Below are 14,300 nucleotides of genomic sequence, written 5' to 3'. Positions count from 1 at the left end.
CCTAGCTCCCCGTGCGCAGCACCCGCGAGAGTCCCAGCGCCGCCGTCCTCACGGCGGGGGCGAGTTGGGCGGGGCTGAAGCGGGTGCGGGGGACGGCCACTGAGAGGGCCGCCACCGTGGTGCCGCCGGCGAAGACGGGAGCCGCGATGCAGCTCACGCCCTCGGCTGCCTCCTGCTCCTCGTACGCGAGGCCCGACACCTGGATCTTCTCCAGGGCCAGCCGCAGCCGCGCGGGGTCGGTGATCGAGTACGGGGTGAGGCTCGGCAGCGGGCGGGACAGCACCTCCTCGGTCAGCTCGGGGCCGGAGAAGGCGAGCAGGGCCTTGCCGACGCCCGTGCAGGTCAGCGGGAGGCTGCCGCCGATGCGGGAGGGCAGCCGCAGGGCCTCGTGGCCGTGGATGCGCTCCAGGTACACCACGTCCATGCCCTCGCGCACCCCGAGATGGACGGTCTCCCGGGTGGCCTCGAACAGATCCTGGAGGAAGGGCAGGGCCGTCTCCCGCAGATCCAGCCGGTGCGGCACCAGCGATCCCAGTTCGAACAGCTTGGCCCCGAGCCGGTAGTGCGGCCCCGAGCGCTCCAGCCAGCCCAGCCGGACGAGGTCCGCGGCCAGCCGGTGCACGGTGGGCTTCGGCAGACCGGCACGCTCGGAAAGTTCCGACAGACGGTACGAGCCGCCGCTCGGGCGGAAGACATCCAGGATGATCGCGGCCTTTTCCAGCATGTTGCCGCTCGCGTTGTTCCGTGACACGGAACGAAGTTTGTCGCCTCGCGGAGGTGATGTCTATATCGATGCCGACCCCATCGAAGCCGGCCCGCCGCTTCCCGCTTCCGGCCATTCGCCTCTCGTTCCTGGAGGTATCCCATGTCGACCTTGTTCGACGGCGTCGTCCGTCCGGACGCCGCTCCACCGGCCGTGGCCGAGGCCGCCGACCGGCTGGCCCAGGCCGCCCGCACCGGGGCCGCCTGCCCGCCCGTACGTGATCTGTTCGAGGGCGGCGGCGACCTGGAGACCGCCTACGCCGTGCAGCGGCTCAACGTGCGGCGCGGCATCGAGGCCGGCCGTCGGATCGTCGGCCGCAAGATCGGGCTGACCTCGGTGGCCGTGCAGCGGCAACTCGGCGTGGAACGGCCCGACTTCGGCACGCTGTTCGCGGACATGGCGGTGCCGGACGGCGGCGAGGCACCCGTCGGACGGCTGCTCCAGCCCAAGGTGGAGGCCGAGGTCGCGCTCGTGCTGGGCCGCGACCTGCCGCACCGCGAGTGCACCGTCGTGGACGTGCTGCGCGCGGTCGACTTCGCGCTGCCCGCGCTGGAGATCGTCGACAGCCGGGTGGCGGGCTGGGACATCTCGCTCGTCGACACGGTCGCCGACAACGCCTCCTGTGGCCTGTACGTCCTGGGCGCCACCCCCGTGCCGCTGACCGCGGTGGACCTGCGCTCCGTGACGATGACCATGACCAGGGGCGGCGAGACCGTCTCCGAGGGGACCGGCGCGGACTGCCTCGGCGGCCCGCTCAACGCCGCGGTCTGGCTGGCCTCCGCGCTCGCCGAGCGGGGCGACCCGCTGCGCGCGGGCGACCTCGTGCTCACCGGCGCCCTGGGCCCGATGGCCCCCGCCGCCCCGGGCGACGCGTTCGAGGCGCGGATCTCCGGACTGGGATCCGTACGGGCCCGGTTCGCCGCGGAAGCCGAAGGAGACGCCCGGTGAGCGACAGGACGCGCGTCGCCGTCATCGGCTCGGGCAACATCGGCACCGACCTCATGATCAAGATCCTGCGGCTGTCGGAGCGGCTGGAGATCGCCGCGCTGGCGGGGATCGACCCGGACTCCGACGGCCTGGCCCGCGCCCGCCGCCTCGGGGTCGCCACCACCCACGAGGGCGTCGAGGGCCTGGTCCGGCTGGACGAGTTCGCCGACGTCGACATCGTCTTCGACGCCACCTCGGCGGGCGCGCACCGCCACCACGACGACGTGCTGCGCCCGCTCGGCCGCACCCTCGTCGACCTCACCCCGGCCGCGATCGGCCCCTACGTCGTCCCCCCGGTGAACGGCGACGCGCACCTGGACGCCCCGAACGTCAACATGGTCACCTGCGGCGGCCAGGCCACGATCCCGGTCGTCGCCGCGGTCGGCGCGGTCACGCCCGTCCACTACGGCGAGATCGTCGCCTCCCTCGCCTCCCGCTCCGCCGGACCCGGCACCCGCGCCAACATCGACGAGTTCACCGAGACCACCTCCTCCGCCATCGAGAGGGTGGGCGGGGCCGGGAAGGGCAAGGCGATCATCGTCCTCAACCCGGCCGAACCCCCGCTGATCATGCGGGACACCGTGCACTGCCTGGTCTCCGACTGCGCCACCGAGGCCGTCACCGCGTCGATCGAGGAGATGGTCGCCCGCGTCCAGGCGTACGTGCCCGGCTACCGGCTCAAGCAGAAGGTGCAGTTCGAACGGGTGACCGCCGACGACCCGCTGCGCGCCCTCGTCCCCGGCGCGGGCGAGGCCCCGAACTCGGGCGCGGGCCCGAACTCGGGCGAGGCCCTGAAAGTGTCCGTCTTCCTGGAGGTCGAGGGCGCCGCCCACTACCTGCCGGCCTACGCCGGGAACCTCGACATCATGACCTCGGCCGCGCTGCGCACCGCGGAGCGCATGGCCGCCCACCGTGCCACGGAGGTGGCCCCGCGATGACCCGTCTGTACGTCCAGGACGTGACCCTTCGGGACGGCATGCACGCCGTCCGGCACCGCTACACCGTCGACCAGGCCCGGAACATCGCCGCGGCGCTCGACGCGGCGGGCGTGGCCGCCCTCGAGATCGCCCACGGCGACGGGCTGGCCGGCTCCAGCGTCACCTACGGCGTGGGCGCCCACACCGACTGGGAGTGGATCGAAGCCGTCGCCGACGTCGCCGTCCACGCGGTGCCCACGACGCTGCTGCTGCCCGGCATCGGCACCCTGCACGACCTGCGGCAGGCCCGGCGGCTCGGCATCCGCTCGGTGCGGGTGGCCACCCACTGCACCGAGGCCGACATCGCCGCCCAGCACATCACCGCCGCCCGTGAGCTGGGCATGGACGTCGCCGGGTTCCTGATGATGTCCCACATGGCCGAACCGGCCGAACTGGCCCGCCAGGCCAAGCTGATGGAGTCCTACGGCGCGCACTGCGTGTACGTCACCGACTCCGGCGGCCGGCTCACCATGGACGGGGTGCGCGACCGCTTCCGCGCCTACCGCGACGTCCTCGACCCGGGCACCGAGCTCGGCGTCCACGCCCACCACAACCTGGCCCTCGGCGTGGCCAACACCGTCGTCGCCGTGGAGAGCGGCGCGGTCCGGGTCGACGCCTCGCTCGCCGGGCAGGGCGCGGGGGCGGGCAACTGTCCGCTGGAGGCGTTCGTCGCGGTGGCCGATCTCATGGGCTGGGACCACGGCTGCGACCTGTTCCCCCTCATGGACGCCGCCGACGACCTCGTACGACCGCTCCAGGACCGGGAAGTCCGGGTGGACCGCGAGACGTTGACCCTCGGCTACGCGGGCGTCTACTCCAGCTTCCTCCGCCACGCCGAGTCCGCCGCCGCCCGCCACGGCCTCGACACCCGCGCCGTCCTGCTCGAAGCCGGCCGGCGCCGGATGGTGGGCGGCCAGGAGGACATGCTCACCGACATCGCTCTCGACCTCGCCGCCCACCCGGGAACCGCCACCTGATTTCGCCGTCACGTCACGCGGTGATCACAATGGGTCCGGGACCTTCTTGAGAGTCTCGCGTGGGAAAGGGACAGGGCATGAGCAACTTCGGGTCGATCTACCAACACGGGTTCGCGCGGATCGCCGCGTGCACCGGGCACGCGGCCATCGCCGAGCCGGAGGCCAATGCCGAGGCCGTGCTGCGGCAGGCGCGCCGCTGCGCGGAGGACGGGGTCGCCGTCGCCCTCTTCCCCGAGCTGGGCCTGTGCGGCTACTCGATCGAGGACCTGCTCCTCCAGGACGCGCTGCTCGACGAGGTGGAGGAGGCGCTGCGGACCGTGGTGGCAGGGTCGGCGGACCTGCTGCCGGTGCTCGTCGTCGGCGCGCCGCTGCGCCACCGCCACCGGATCTACAACTGCGCGGTGATCGTGCACCGCGGCCGGATCCTCGGCGTCGCGCCCAAGTCGTATCTGCCGAACTACCGCGAGTTCTACGAGAAGCGGCAGATCGCCGCCGGCGACGACGAGCGCGGCGGGACGATCCGGGTCGGCGGGGCGACCGTGCCGTTCGGGACGGATCTCCTCTTCGACGCGGAGGACGTCCCCGGTCTGGTGCTGCACGCGGAGATCTGCGAGGACATGTGGGTGCCGGTGCCGCCCAGCGCGGAGGCGGCGCTGGCCGGGGCGACCGTCCTGCTCAACCTGTCGGGCAGCCCGATCACCGTCGGCCGGGCCGAGGACCGCAAGCTGCTGTGCCGCTCGGCGTCCTCCCGCTGCATCGCCGCCTACGTCTACGCGGCGGCCGGTCTGGGCGAGTCGACCACCGACCTGTCCTGGGACGGCCAGACCATGATCTACGAGAACGGCGTGCTGCTCGCCGAGACGGACCGCTTCCCGCAGGACGACCGGTACGCGGTGGCCGACGTCGACCTGGACCTGCTGCGGCAGGAACGGCACCGGACGGGCACGTTCGACGACAACCGCCGGGTGCACGCCGCGCGCACCGGAGGCTTCCGGCAGGTGGCGTTCCGTCTGGACCCGCCCGCGTCCGACCTGGGGCTGCGGCGGCGGATCGAGCGGTTCCCGTTCGTGCCGGCCGACCCCGACCGTCTCGCCCAGGACTGCTACGAGGCCTACAACATCCAGGTCGCGGGGCTTCAGCAGCGGCTGGCGTCGATCGGCGGGCCGAAGGTCGTCATCGGCGTGTCGGGCGGCCTGGACTCCACGCACGCCCTGATCGTCGCCGCCCGCGCCATGGACCGCGCCGGACGCCCCCGCAGCGACATCCTGGCCTTCACGCTGCCCGGTTTCGCCACCGGCGAGCACACCAAGGGCAACGCCCACAAGCTGATGAACGCGCTCGGGGTCACCGCGGCGGAGCTGGACATCACGCCCACGGCCCGCCTGATGCTCAAGGAGATGGGCCACCCCTTCTCCTCGGGTGAGCCGGTGTACGACGTGACCTTCGAGAACGTACAGGCCGGTCTGCGCACCGACTACCTGTTCCGGCTGGCCAACCAGCGCGGCGGGATCGTGCTCGGCACGGGCGACCTGTCCGAGCTGGCGCTCGGCTGGTGCACCTACGGCGTCGGCGACCAGATGAGCCACTACAACGTGAACTCCGGCGTACCGAAGACGCTGATCCAGCACCTGATCCGCTGGGTGATCAGCAGCGGGCAGTTCGACGAGGACACCAACGACACGCTGGCCGCGATCCTCGACACCGAGATCAGCCCGGAGCTGGTGCCCGGCGAGGAACTCCAGTCCACCGAGTCGAAGATCGGCCCGTACGCGCTGCACGACTTCACCCTGTTCCACGTCCTGCGCTTCGGCTTCCGCCCGTCGAAGATCGGCTTCCTGGCGTGGCACGCGTGGCGGGAGAAGGACGCCGGCGCGTGGCCTCCCGGGTTCCCCGAGAGCGAGCGGACGGCGTACGAACTGCCGGAGATCTGGCACTGGCTCGAGTACTTCTGCCGCCGCTTCTTCGGGTTCGCCCAGTTCAAGCGCTCCGCGATGCCGAACGGACCGAAGGTCGCGGCCGGCGGCTCCCTCTCGCCGCGCGGCGACTGGCGGGCCCCGTCCGACACCACGGCGCAGACCTGGCTGAAGGACCTGGCCCGCTGGGACGTGCCGCGCGCCGACCGGTAGCCGTCGGGACGGCACTGAGCGGTAGCCGTCGGGACGGCACTGAGCGGTAGCCCGGCGGGGCCGCGCTGAGCAGTGGCCGGCGGGGGGCGGGGTCACCTCATGGAGGGCGGGCCGCCCCTCGCCTGCCCCCGCTCCCCGCCCGCCTCGCCCTCCCCCTGCCGGCCGACCGAGATCCGTCCGCCCGATCTGGTCTCCGGTTTGAGGTCCACCTGTACCTGATGGGTCGTCTGACGGTCGACCGTGCCGCCGAGTTCGGCCGTCACCACGCCGATGCGCACGCCGCCGCGGCCCGTTCCGGAGTGGTGCACCTGCACGGTGAACGTGAGGCTCACGTTCTCCACGGTGAAGCCGAGGGCCCGGTCCTGGGCCTCGTCCCGGGCCCGCTCCAGTTCACCCCGGATCTGGCCGATCACCTCGGACAGTCCCACGAAGCCCGGGCTGTTCGTCAACATGCCTCCTCAGTCAGCCTGTTGATCCCTCGTCGCCCCAGTATGCGTCAGGACCAAGCACTCGTATAGTTGTGGTATGGCGACCGACGGGGGAGTCGATGATGGTTCGTCACTGGAGACGCCCTGCTGGGCGGTTCGGGTCCGGCGCGCGGACGGGAGGATCGCGGGCGCGGGGATCCTGCTGAGCCCCGACCGGGTGCTCACCTGCGCCCATGTCGTGCAGGACAGGGAGGAGCGGTTCACCGCGGAGTTCGTCGGCGCGGCGCCAGGTCTCGCGGTGCCCGCGGTGGCGGCCTGGGTCGATGAGGACGCGTATGTGCCCGACTCCCGGGACGCCGACGGCGATCCCAGCGGTGACGTGGCGCTGCTGAGGCTCCAACACCCGCGGCCCGTCGGGGAGTCGACGCTGCTGTACCGGCTCTCCGCGCCCCACCGCGCGGTGCAGATGTACGGTTTCCCGTTCGACCACAACGGCGGCATCTGGTTCCGGGCCACCATCGTCGGCGGCTGCGGACGTGACGGCCAGGTGCAGTTGAGCCCGACGAGCCCCGGGGAGTTCGCCAGTCCGGGGTGCAGCGGCTCCGGCGTGATGGACACGCTGACCGGCAAGGTCGTCGGGATGGTCCTCAGCGGCGTCCAGGACCGGCACGGGAACCTGTTCTCCTTCATGAGCCCCGCCGAGACGATCGTCCGGCATCTGCCGCAGGTCGACCGGTGGACGCGGGGGCGCACGGCCGTCGACGACCGGCTCAGGACAACGCGCGAGGACGCGGCGGAGGCCCTGCTCGACGAGCCGTTCGCCCGGCGTCTCGCCGACTGGCTCCAGGACGACGGGAAGCAGGTGAAGATCAGCGTCGTCCCGGCCGGTGACGCGGTGCGGGCGGCCACCCTGCGCCGCGCCATCACCCTGGCCGACCGGGAGTTACGCACCTCGGCCTCCGTCGACCGGGCCTCCCTCGACTCGCCCGGGACGGTGCCGTCGGCCGGCGGCCACGATCTCGCCGTGGACGCGGCGGGGCTCACCGCCGCCGAGATCGGGGAGCGGATCGTCGAGCGCATGGGGCTGTGGCAGCACCCGGCCGAGCCGTTGGCCGAGCGGATCAGGGCCGCGAAGGTCACCCTCACCCTGGTCGTCGTCGGCGTCGACGAGGCCGCCGACCCGCCCGCGCTGCTCGGCCTGTTGAGGGTTCTGCGCGCCCAGGGCAACCGGCTGCTGTTGGTCTTCCGCGCCTCGAACGCCGTCAGCCGACAGGCCCGGTACGAGTTGGTCGTCGAGCCGGAACGCCGCGCACTCCTCGTCGACCGGCTCCGGCGCGTCACCGGACCGATGGCGCGGGACCTGCACCGGGGCAGGGCGGCCGTACTGCTCCAGGGCGCTCCGTCGCCCGACCAGGGACTGGTCCAGGCCCACCACGTGCTGGCCGATCTCGAACCGGCGAAGACCGACACAGCCGACACCGCCGACACCGCCGGCACCGCCCACACCGCCGCCCCCGAAGCGCATCCCGAACCGGTCCTCGCCCGGTACGAGCGGCTCGCCGAACGGGTGGACTCCGCGATGACCACGGCCATCGAGACGCTCGGCCGACTCCGCGTCAAGCGCCGCGAGTTGGACGGCACGATGCGCGCCTACCAGGTCCTGCACGCCGAATCCGTACGAGGCACAGAGGAGGATCTGACCTTGGACGCCCTCCGTCTCCGCGCGCACGAGCTGCTCCGGACCAGGCCGTGCGACGTCCGGGCCGCCGAGGCCGCCGTGGAGGCCTACACCCGCCGCGTCAACCGCCTGATCGGGCCCCCGGGCGGACAACGGCAGGGCGGAGGCTCCGCGTCATGACGTTCTCCTCGACGCCGTGCCCGAGATCCGGCTGCGCGGGCGGCGGACGCATCACGGTGACCGGCTTCTGCGACACCTGCGGCCGCCGTCCCCCCGGCGCCGCCCGGCCGGCCCGGCCGGTGCCGGCGCGGCCCGTCGGCGGGTCCGGCGAAAGCCCGCGCCGTCCCGCCGGGCCGGCGGGAGTCACCCTCGACAACGACGGCCTGCTGCTCCTCCCGGACGTCCCCTCCCCCGCGCCCGCCGAGGCCGCGACGACCACCGCGAGCCCGCCATCCGGGGGCCGGCGCTGCGGCGTCGACGACTGCCCCGGCACGATCGGGGTGGCGTACCCGGGCGGTCCCGCCCTCGCCCACGGCTACTGCCCCCGGTGCGGGCGGGAGTACTCCTTCGAGCCGAGGCTGAGCCCCGGCGACCGGGTCGGCGGCCATTACCGGGTGCTCGGCTATCTCGCGGCGGGCGGCCTCGGCTGGGTCTACCTGGCGGAAGACACCCGGGTGCCGGACCTGCACGTCGTCCTCAAGGGGCTGATCAACACCGGTGACGCCGTCGCCCGGCGGTCGGCCGTCGAGGAGCGCCGCTCGCTGACCACGCTCCACCACCGGGACATCGTGCGCATCGTCACGCATGTGGAGCACCAGGGGCCCGGCGAGTCGGAGCCCACCGGATACATCGTGATGGAGTACGTCGGCGGCCGTTCCCTCGACTGGCTCCGGCGCGCTCCCGACGAGGACCTGGCCCGTCTCTTCGGCGACGGCTTCGGCATCGGGCATGTCATCACCTACGGGTGCAAGATCCTCGGCGCCCTGGAGTACCTGCACGGGCAGGGGCTGCTGTACTGCGACATGAAGCCCGACAACGTCATCCACTACGGGCGGGACATCAAGGTCATCGACCTCGGGGCCATCCGCCGCACCGACGACCGCTCCTCCACCCTCGTCTACACGACGGGCTACGCGCCGAAGAAGCAGGAACGCGACCGGCGCGGATTCCACGTCGACACCGACCTGTTCACCGTCGGCAAGACCCTGCACACCCTCGCCGCCCGCGCCGAGCCGGCCACCGGACTCGCCGCCCGCTCCTTCGAGGCGCTGGTCCAGCGCGCCACCCACGAGGAGCCGGCGGCCCGGTTCACCTCGGCGGCGGAGATGTCCCGCCAGCTCTGGGAGGTGCTGCGCGAGCACCTCGCGCTCAGCGGGCACGAGCCGTACCCGGAGCGCTCCACCCGGTTCGAGCCGACGGCGGCGGTGTTCGGCGCGGCGCTCGGCACCGTGCCGGCGCTGGACCACTGGACCCGGCGCACGGGCGTACAACCGCCGCAACGGCCCGGCACGGCAGTTGAACCCGCCCGTGCACCGGCCGAGTCGCCCTTCGGCGTGCCGGAGCTTCCCGTCGGGGCGCCCGATCCCGCGGACACCGCGCGAGCCCTGCCGACACCGGCCCCCGACCCGCACGACGCCGCCGCCGTGCTGCTCGGCGGCCTCGTGTCCGGCGACCCCGAGCGCATCGCGGAGCGGGCCGCGCGGGACCCGGTGCTCGGCACGGTGGAGACCTCGTTGTGGCTGTGCCGTGCCTACCTCGACGCCGGGGATGTCGAGCGGGCCGGGTCGTGGCTCGCGCGGGCCGGTGAGCGCACCGGCGCGTACGACTGGCGGATCTACTGGCACCAGGGCCTGGTGTGGCTGACGGACGGTCAGGTGCGCAGGGCGGAGGACGAGTTCGCCGCCGCCTACGCCGCGCTGCCCGGTGAGTCGGCGCCGAAGCTGGCCCTCGGCTACTGCGCGGAGTACCTGGCCGCCGCCGAGCACCAGACCGAGGCGTACTACGAGGCCGTCTGGCGGCGGGACCGGACGCAGGGCAGCGCGGCCTTCGGGCTCGCGCGGCTCCATCTGCGCCGGGGCGACCGGGGGCGGGCCGTCGCCGTGCTCGACGAGGTGCCCACGACGTCACGGCACTACGACGCGGCGCGCATCGCGGCGGTCCGGGTGCTCACCGGCCGGCTGGCCGGTCGCGGTCCCACGGTGGGCCAGTTGGCCGACGCGGACCGGAGGCTGGCGGGGCTGGGGCGGTCGGCGCACCATCTCGTCGGCAGCGGGGCGTGGGACCGGCTGGTCACCGAGGTCCGCGAGCACGCGTTCGTCAGCCGTCCGCCCGAGGGGTGGGGGCCGCGGTTCCCGGCCGGTGAGCGGTTCGGCCGTACGGACACGCCGGGGGCGTTGAGCGCGCTGCTGTCCCGTTCGCTGAAACGGCTCGCCGACCAGGCGGGCAGCGCCTCCGAGCGCGGTGACCTGCTCGACCGCGCCTACGCGGTCCTCCCCCGGGCGGCCGGCCTGCGGGAGCTGGTGCGGGGGTGGCGGCGGGCGGCATGAACGTGCGGGACCCGCGGGCGGCACGCCGGCGGGACGGAACGGGCCGACGACCCGCGGGCACGGGCCCGCAGACGAGGGCGAGGAGCACGGACACCGTGGAAGCGAACAACGCACCGGCGAGGGAAAGCGGTTCGGCCGGGAACGCCTCGGTCGGCCTGGACATCAGCCAGTGGAAGTACCTGCCCGCCGAACAGCGCGAAGCGCAGATGCAAGCCATCCTGACCGTCGAGGCGAGCGGCACGGGGAACGGCGGCGGCCCGACGCTCGCGCAGGTCCTGGTCCTGGACTGCTCCGGTTCGATGGCCTACCCGCAGGAGAAGCTGCGGGCGGCCCACCAGGCGGCCGTGGCGGCGCTGCGGGTGCTGCCGGACGGCACCCCCTTCGCGGTGGTCCAGGGCACGCAGTCGGCGGCCATGGTCCATCCGACGACGAGGACCATGGCCCGGGCCGACCGCCGAAATCGCTCGCAGGCGGAGCACGCCGTGCACCAGCTCATGGCGGGAGGCGGCACCTGCATCGGCAGCTGGCTGGACCTGTCCCGCCGGTTGCTGGCGGAGGCGGACGCCCCGATCGGGCACGTCCTGCTGCTCACGGACGGCAAGAACCAGCACGACGAGGTGATGCCGCTGAAGGACGTGCTGGAGGCCTGCGCGGGCCGCTTCGTGTGCGACGCCTGGGGCATCGGCGACGGCTGGGACGCCCGTGAGCTGCTGCGGATCACCGGCCGTCTGCACGGCCAGGCCTCGGCGGTGCGGGAGGAGGCGGATCTTCCGCGGGAGTACGAGCAGTTGGTGCGCGGGCTGCTTGCGAAGAGCGTCCCCGAGGTGGTCATCTCGGTGACGCCGATGCCGGGGGCCGAGGTGCGCTCCCTCAAGCAGGTCTACCCGACCGAGGTGGAACTCACCGCCGTCGAGACGGGCCACGACGGGGCGGGCCACGACGGGACGCGGCGGTTCGTCACCCGGGCGTGGGGCGACGAGGCCCGCCGCTACCAGCTGTGTCTGTCCGCCGATCCCGCCGGGCGGCCCCACGGGGAGGATCTCCAGCTCGCGGTCGTGTCCCTCGACGTGCCGGACGGCGAGGGTGTGGAGCTGACGCCGCCGCTGCCCTGCCTGGTGCACTGGACCGACGACCCGGCGCTGTCCGAGCGGAGCGACGTCCACGTCGTGCACTTCGAGCGGCACCGCAAAGTCGCCGAGGCCGTCCGCGACGCCGCCGACACCTATGAGGCGGGGATGCGGGATCTCGCGGAAGAGCATCTGGGCAGGGCCGTGCGGATCGCCCACGCCATCGGCCCCGGCGGGCCGCTCGACTGGCTGGCACGGCTGGTGGAGATCCTCGACGCCGAGGAGGGGCGGGTCAGGCTCCTCCCCGGGCTGGCGACCGTGGACTTCGAGCACGCGCTCCTCGGCAGCGCCCGCAGCGTGTACACCCCCGTGTCGGAGAACGCCGGCGGCACGGCAGCCCCCGACGCCGGGCCCGAGTTCCTGCCCGGCGGCTCGCCGGTCGCGGCCACGGTGCCCTGCCCGGAGTGCGAGCTGCCGGCGGACGCGGCAGCGTATTTCTGCTCGCGGTGCCGGCACCCGCTCAAGGAGCAGCCGTGAGCACGACCAGGCGGGACCTTGTCCGCAGGCTGTGGCTGCTGCTGTCCCTCGGGGCGGTCACCACCCTCGTCCTGTTCGGCGCGTATCGGGGCGTCCACGACGACACGGTGCCGCTGGCGTCGTCGAGCACGCCCGGGATCCTGGCCGTGGACACCGCGAAGAACGCGGTGCGGCGGGCGCACGCGGCCGTCGACGGGAGCGGGCCGGCGGGTGACACGACCGGTGAGTTCCACACCCAGATCTCGGTCGCCCACCAGAGCATCGCCGCCGCGGCCTCGGAGAACGTCACAGGACCGGCGGACCGGCACACGCTCCAGACGGTGACCGGGCTGATCACCGTCTACTCGGCGTGGGTGGAGCGGGCCGGCCGGGAGACGGACCCGTCGCTGCGCGAGGCCTATCTGCACTACGCGCGGCAGGGCCGGGACGACATCGTCGAGCGCCTCGACGAGCTGCGGGGCCAGCAGCTGGCGGTCGCCCGGGAGCAGGCGTCGTTCCCCTGGCCGCTGCGGCTGGGCTGGGGCGCCGTCCTCGTGCTGGGTCTCGGGCTGTGTGCGGCGCTGGTGGAGGCGCAGTGGTTCGCGCGGCGTCGTTTCCGCGGCGCCGTGCACCCTCCGCTGCTCGCCGCGACCGTCCTGTGCGCGGGCGGGACGGCGGTCCTCGGCTGGTTCACCGTGCGGGCGCACGCGGCGATGGGCGATTCCGTCGCAGAGCTGCGCGCGACCCGGACCGCGGACGAGATCCCGCAGGCCGGCGCGGACGTGCGGCGGTATCTGGCCGACGCAGGCTTCTGGGCGTCGCTGTCCACTTGGGTGCTCGTCGGAGGGGTGGCGTTGATGGCGTTGACGGTGGCGGGGCTGTGGCCGCGCATCGCGGAGTACCGGTTCAGGGCTCCGCGGTGAGGCGCCCGCGAGGCCGGACGCCGGTCGTCGTCTGCGTGTGCCTGGTGCTGCTCGCGGCGGGGACGGTCGCGGGGGTGCGCTGGGCGCGGGGCTGGACGGGGACGGTCACCGTGCTGGCGAACTGGAGCGGCGAGGAGCGCGAGCAGTTCGAGCGGGCCGTGCGGCCGTTCGAGGAGGAGCACCGCATCGACGTCGTCTACCAGGGCAGTTCCGCCCTGAGTCAGGTGCTGGCCGCCGATCTGGCGGCGGGCACGCAGCCCGACGTGGCCGTGGTGCCGGGGCCGGGCGAACTGGTGGCCTACGCGGCCGAGGGGCGGCTCGCGCCGCTCGACGGGCTGTTCGAGGCGGGCGCCTACGACCGGGTCTGGATGCCGAAGGTGGCCGGTGAGGACGGCCGGGAACGCACGTACTGGCTGCCGGTCAAGACCGGCCTGAAGAGCATGGTGTGGCACTCGGGGGACGTGCCGCGGAACGAGGTGGCCTCCCTCGCCCGCGATCCCGGCCGCTGGTGCCTGGCGATGGCGTCGGGGGCGACCTCCGGCTGGCCGGGCACCGACTGGGTGGAGGACATCCTGCTCCAGCAGTCCGGTCCGGAGGTCTACGCGCAGTGGGCGACCGGCGGTCTGCCGTGGACGGACCCCCGGGTGCGGAAGGCGTGGCAGACCTGGGGCGCCATGGTGGGCGCGGGCGACCGGGACCGCGTGGACCGCGTGCTGAAGGGCGACTTCGGCCAGGACTGTCCCCGGCGGAACCTGGAGCACCAGGGCTCGTTCCGGGACGCCCGCTGGAAGGGCGTCGGCGGCGACTTCGTCCACTCCGCCGAGGTGATCCCCGGCGCCCGCCCGGACGCCGGCCACTGGGAGGTCTCGGGCGACCTCGCGACGATGCTGAACGCGACCGACGAGGCCGAACAGCTGATCCGGTTCCTGGCCGACCCGGGCACCCGGCTGCCGGACTACACGGCGCACCGCAAGGCCGCCGAGCCGGAGGGCGGGGAGGATCCGGTGAAGCGGAGGATCGGCTCGGTGCTGCGCGGCGCGCAGCAGCGGCTGTGCTGGGACGCCTCGGACGCCATGCCGCCGGTCCTGCGCGACGCCTTCCACCAGGCGGTGCTGCGGTTCCTCGTCGCTCCGGGCGGGCTGGACGGCCAACTGCGGGCGTTGCAGGCGCTGAACGACGGCCGCCGTCCGGCGCTGGAGGTGTGCGGCACGGGCTGAGCGGGGGTGCGGCACGGGCCGAGCGGCCGGTCACCGTCACACCTCATTCACATATATGCACATGCGCGGTGGCCGAGCCGCCCAGGAATGTTCGC

The 14,300-nt window shown here is 73.5% G+C and carries 11 protein-coding genes; 9 read left to right on the top strand and 2 right to left on the bottom strand.

Annotated elements, in window-relative coordinates:
• Position 1 precedes the first annotated feature (1 nt).
• Positions 2 to 724, bottom strand: a complete 723-nt coding sequence (locus tag ACFYX4_RS32340) for an IclR family transcriptional regulator (protein ID WP_389340895.1) — start codon at positions 722 to 724, stop codon at positions 2 to 4.
• Between the two features lie 141 nt (positions 725 to 865).
• Between ACFYX4_RS32340 and mhpD the strand changes: the two genes are divergently transcribed.
• The 4 genes from mhpD (at position 866) to ACFYX4_RS32320 (ending at position 5,830) form a co-directional block, all read left to right on the top strand.
• Positions 866 to 1,711, top strand: coding sequence for a 2-keto-4-pentenoate hydratase (gene mhpD / locus ACFYX4_RS32335; RefSeq protein WP_389340727.1), 846 nt, complete (start codon positions 866 to 868; stop codon positions 1,709 to 1,711).
• Complete coding sequence (locus ACFYX4_RS32330) at positions 1,708 to 2,688, top strand: acetaldehyde dehydrogenase (acetylating) (protein WP_389340725.1); 981 nt, start codon at positions 1,708 to 1,710, stop codon at positions 2,686 to 2,688. The genes mhpD and ACFYX4_RS32330 overlap by 4 nt, the downstream gene beginning before the upstream one ends.
• On the top strand, positions 2,685 to 3,704 hold the full coding sequence (gene dmpG / locus ACFYX4_RS32325) for a 4-hydroxy-2-oxovalerate aldolase (protein ID WP_389340723.1): 1,020 nt from the start codon (positions 2,685 to 2,687) through the stop codon (positions 3,702 to 3,704). The genes ACFYX4_RS32330 and dmpG overlap by 4 nt, the downstream gene beginning before the upstream one ends.
• 77 nt (positions 3,705 to 3,781) lie before the next feature.
• Entirely contained in the window at positions 3,782 to 5,830 is a 2,049-nt protein-coding gene (locus ACFYX4_RS32320) for an NAD(+) synthase (protein WP_389340721.1), read from the top strand.
• Positions 5,831 to 5,922: 92 nt separating this feature from the next.
• On the opposite strand, the gene ACFYX4_RS32315 is transcribed toward ACFYX4_RS32320, so the two are convergent.
• Positions 5,923 to 6,282 carry a trypco2 family protein gene (locus tag ACFYX4_RS32315; RefSeq protein WP_389340719.1) on the bottom strand — a complete coding sequence of 120 codons (360 nt, stop codon included), beginning with the start codon at positions 6,280 to 6,282 and terminating at the stop codon, positions 5,923 to 5,925.
• A gap of 73 nt (positions 6,283 to 6,355) precedes the next feature.
• Between ACFYX4_RS32315 and ACFYX4_RS32310 the strand changes: the two genes are divergently transcribed.
• From ACFYX4_RS32310 to ACFYX4_RS32290, 5 genes are all read left to right on the top strand, one after another.
• The gene (locus tag ACFYX4_RS32310; RefSeq protein WP_389340717.1) at positions 6,356 to 8,116 is read left to right on the top strand and encodes a trypsin-like peptidase domain-containing protein; all 1,761 of its coding nucleotides are present in this window, start codon (positions 6,356 to 6,358) and stop codon (positions 8,114 to 8,116) included.
• Complete coding sequence (locus ACFYX4_RS32305) at positions 8,113 to 10,482, top strand: tetratricopeptide repeat protein (protein WP_389340715.1); 2,370 nt, start codon at positions 8,113 to 8,115, stop codon at positions 10,480 to 10,482. Before ACFYX4_RS32310 ends, ACFYX4_RS32305 begins: the two co-directional genes overlap by 4 nt.
• A gap of 95 nt (positions 10,483 to 10,577) precedes the next feature.
• Positions 10,578 to 12,086: a VWA domain-containing protein gene (locus ACFYX4_RS32300; protein WP_389340713.1), complete on the top strand. Its 1,509-nt coding sequence runs from the start codon at positions 10,578 to 10,580 to the stop codon at positions 12,084 to 12,086.
• On the top strand, positions 12,083 to 12,988 hold the full coding sequence (locus ACFYX4_RS32295; RefSeq protein WP_389340711.1) for a hypothetical protein: 906 nt from the start codon (positions 12,083 to 12,085) through the stop codon (positions 12,986 to 12,988). Before ACFYX4_RS32300 ends, ACFYX4_RS32295 begins: the two co-directional genes overlap by 4 nt.
• On the top strand, positions 12,985 to 14,205 hold the full coding sequence (locus ACFYX4_RS32290) for an ABC transporter substrate-binding protein (protein WP_389340709.1): 1,221 nt from the start codon (positions 12,985 to 12,987) through the stop codon (positions 14,203 to 14,205). The genes ACFYX4_RS32295 and ACFYX4_RS32290 overlap by 4 nt, the downstream gene beginning before the upstream one ends.
• Positions 14,206 to 14,300 lie beyond the last annotated feature (95 nt).

This window comes from Streptomyces sp. NPDC002328 (assembly GCF_042890065.1).
Classification (GTDB): Bacteria; Actinomycetota; Actinomycetes; order Streptomycetales; family Streptomycetaceae; genus Streptomyces.
Note: the sequence above shows the minus strand (reverse complement) of the source record. Positions and strands in the feature narration are given on the sequence as shown.

Coding starts and splice junctions, on each gene's coding strand:
- ACFYX4_RS32340 (WP_389340895.1), bottom strand. CDS start 724: ATGCTGGAAAAGGCCGCGATCATCCTGGATGTCTTCCGCCCGAGCGGC.
- mhpD (WP_389340727.1), top strand. CDS start 866: ATGTCGACCTTGTTCGACGGCGTCGTCCGTCCGGACGCCGCTCCACCG.
- dmpG (WP_389340723.1), top strand. CDS start 2,685: ATGACCCGTCTGTACGTCCAGGACGTGACCCTTCGGGACGGCATGCAC.
- ACFYX4_RS32320 (WP_389340721.1), top strand. CDS start 3,782: ATGAGCAACTTCGGGTCGATCTACCAACACGGGTTCGCGCGGATCGCC.
- ACFYX4_RS32315 (WP_389340719.1), bottom strand. CDS start 6,282: ATGTTGACGAACAGCCCGGGCTTCGTGGGACTGTCCGAGGTGATCGGC.
- ACFYX4_RS32310 (WP_389340717.1), top strand. CDS start 6,356: ATGGCGACCGACGGGGGAGTCGATGATGGTTCGTCACTGGAGACGCCC.
- ACFYX4_RS32305 (WP_389340715.1), top strand. CDS start 8,113: ATGACGTTCTCCTCGACGCCGTGCCCGAGATCCGGCTGCGCGGGCGGC.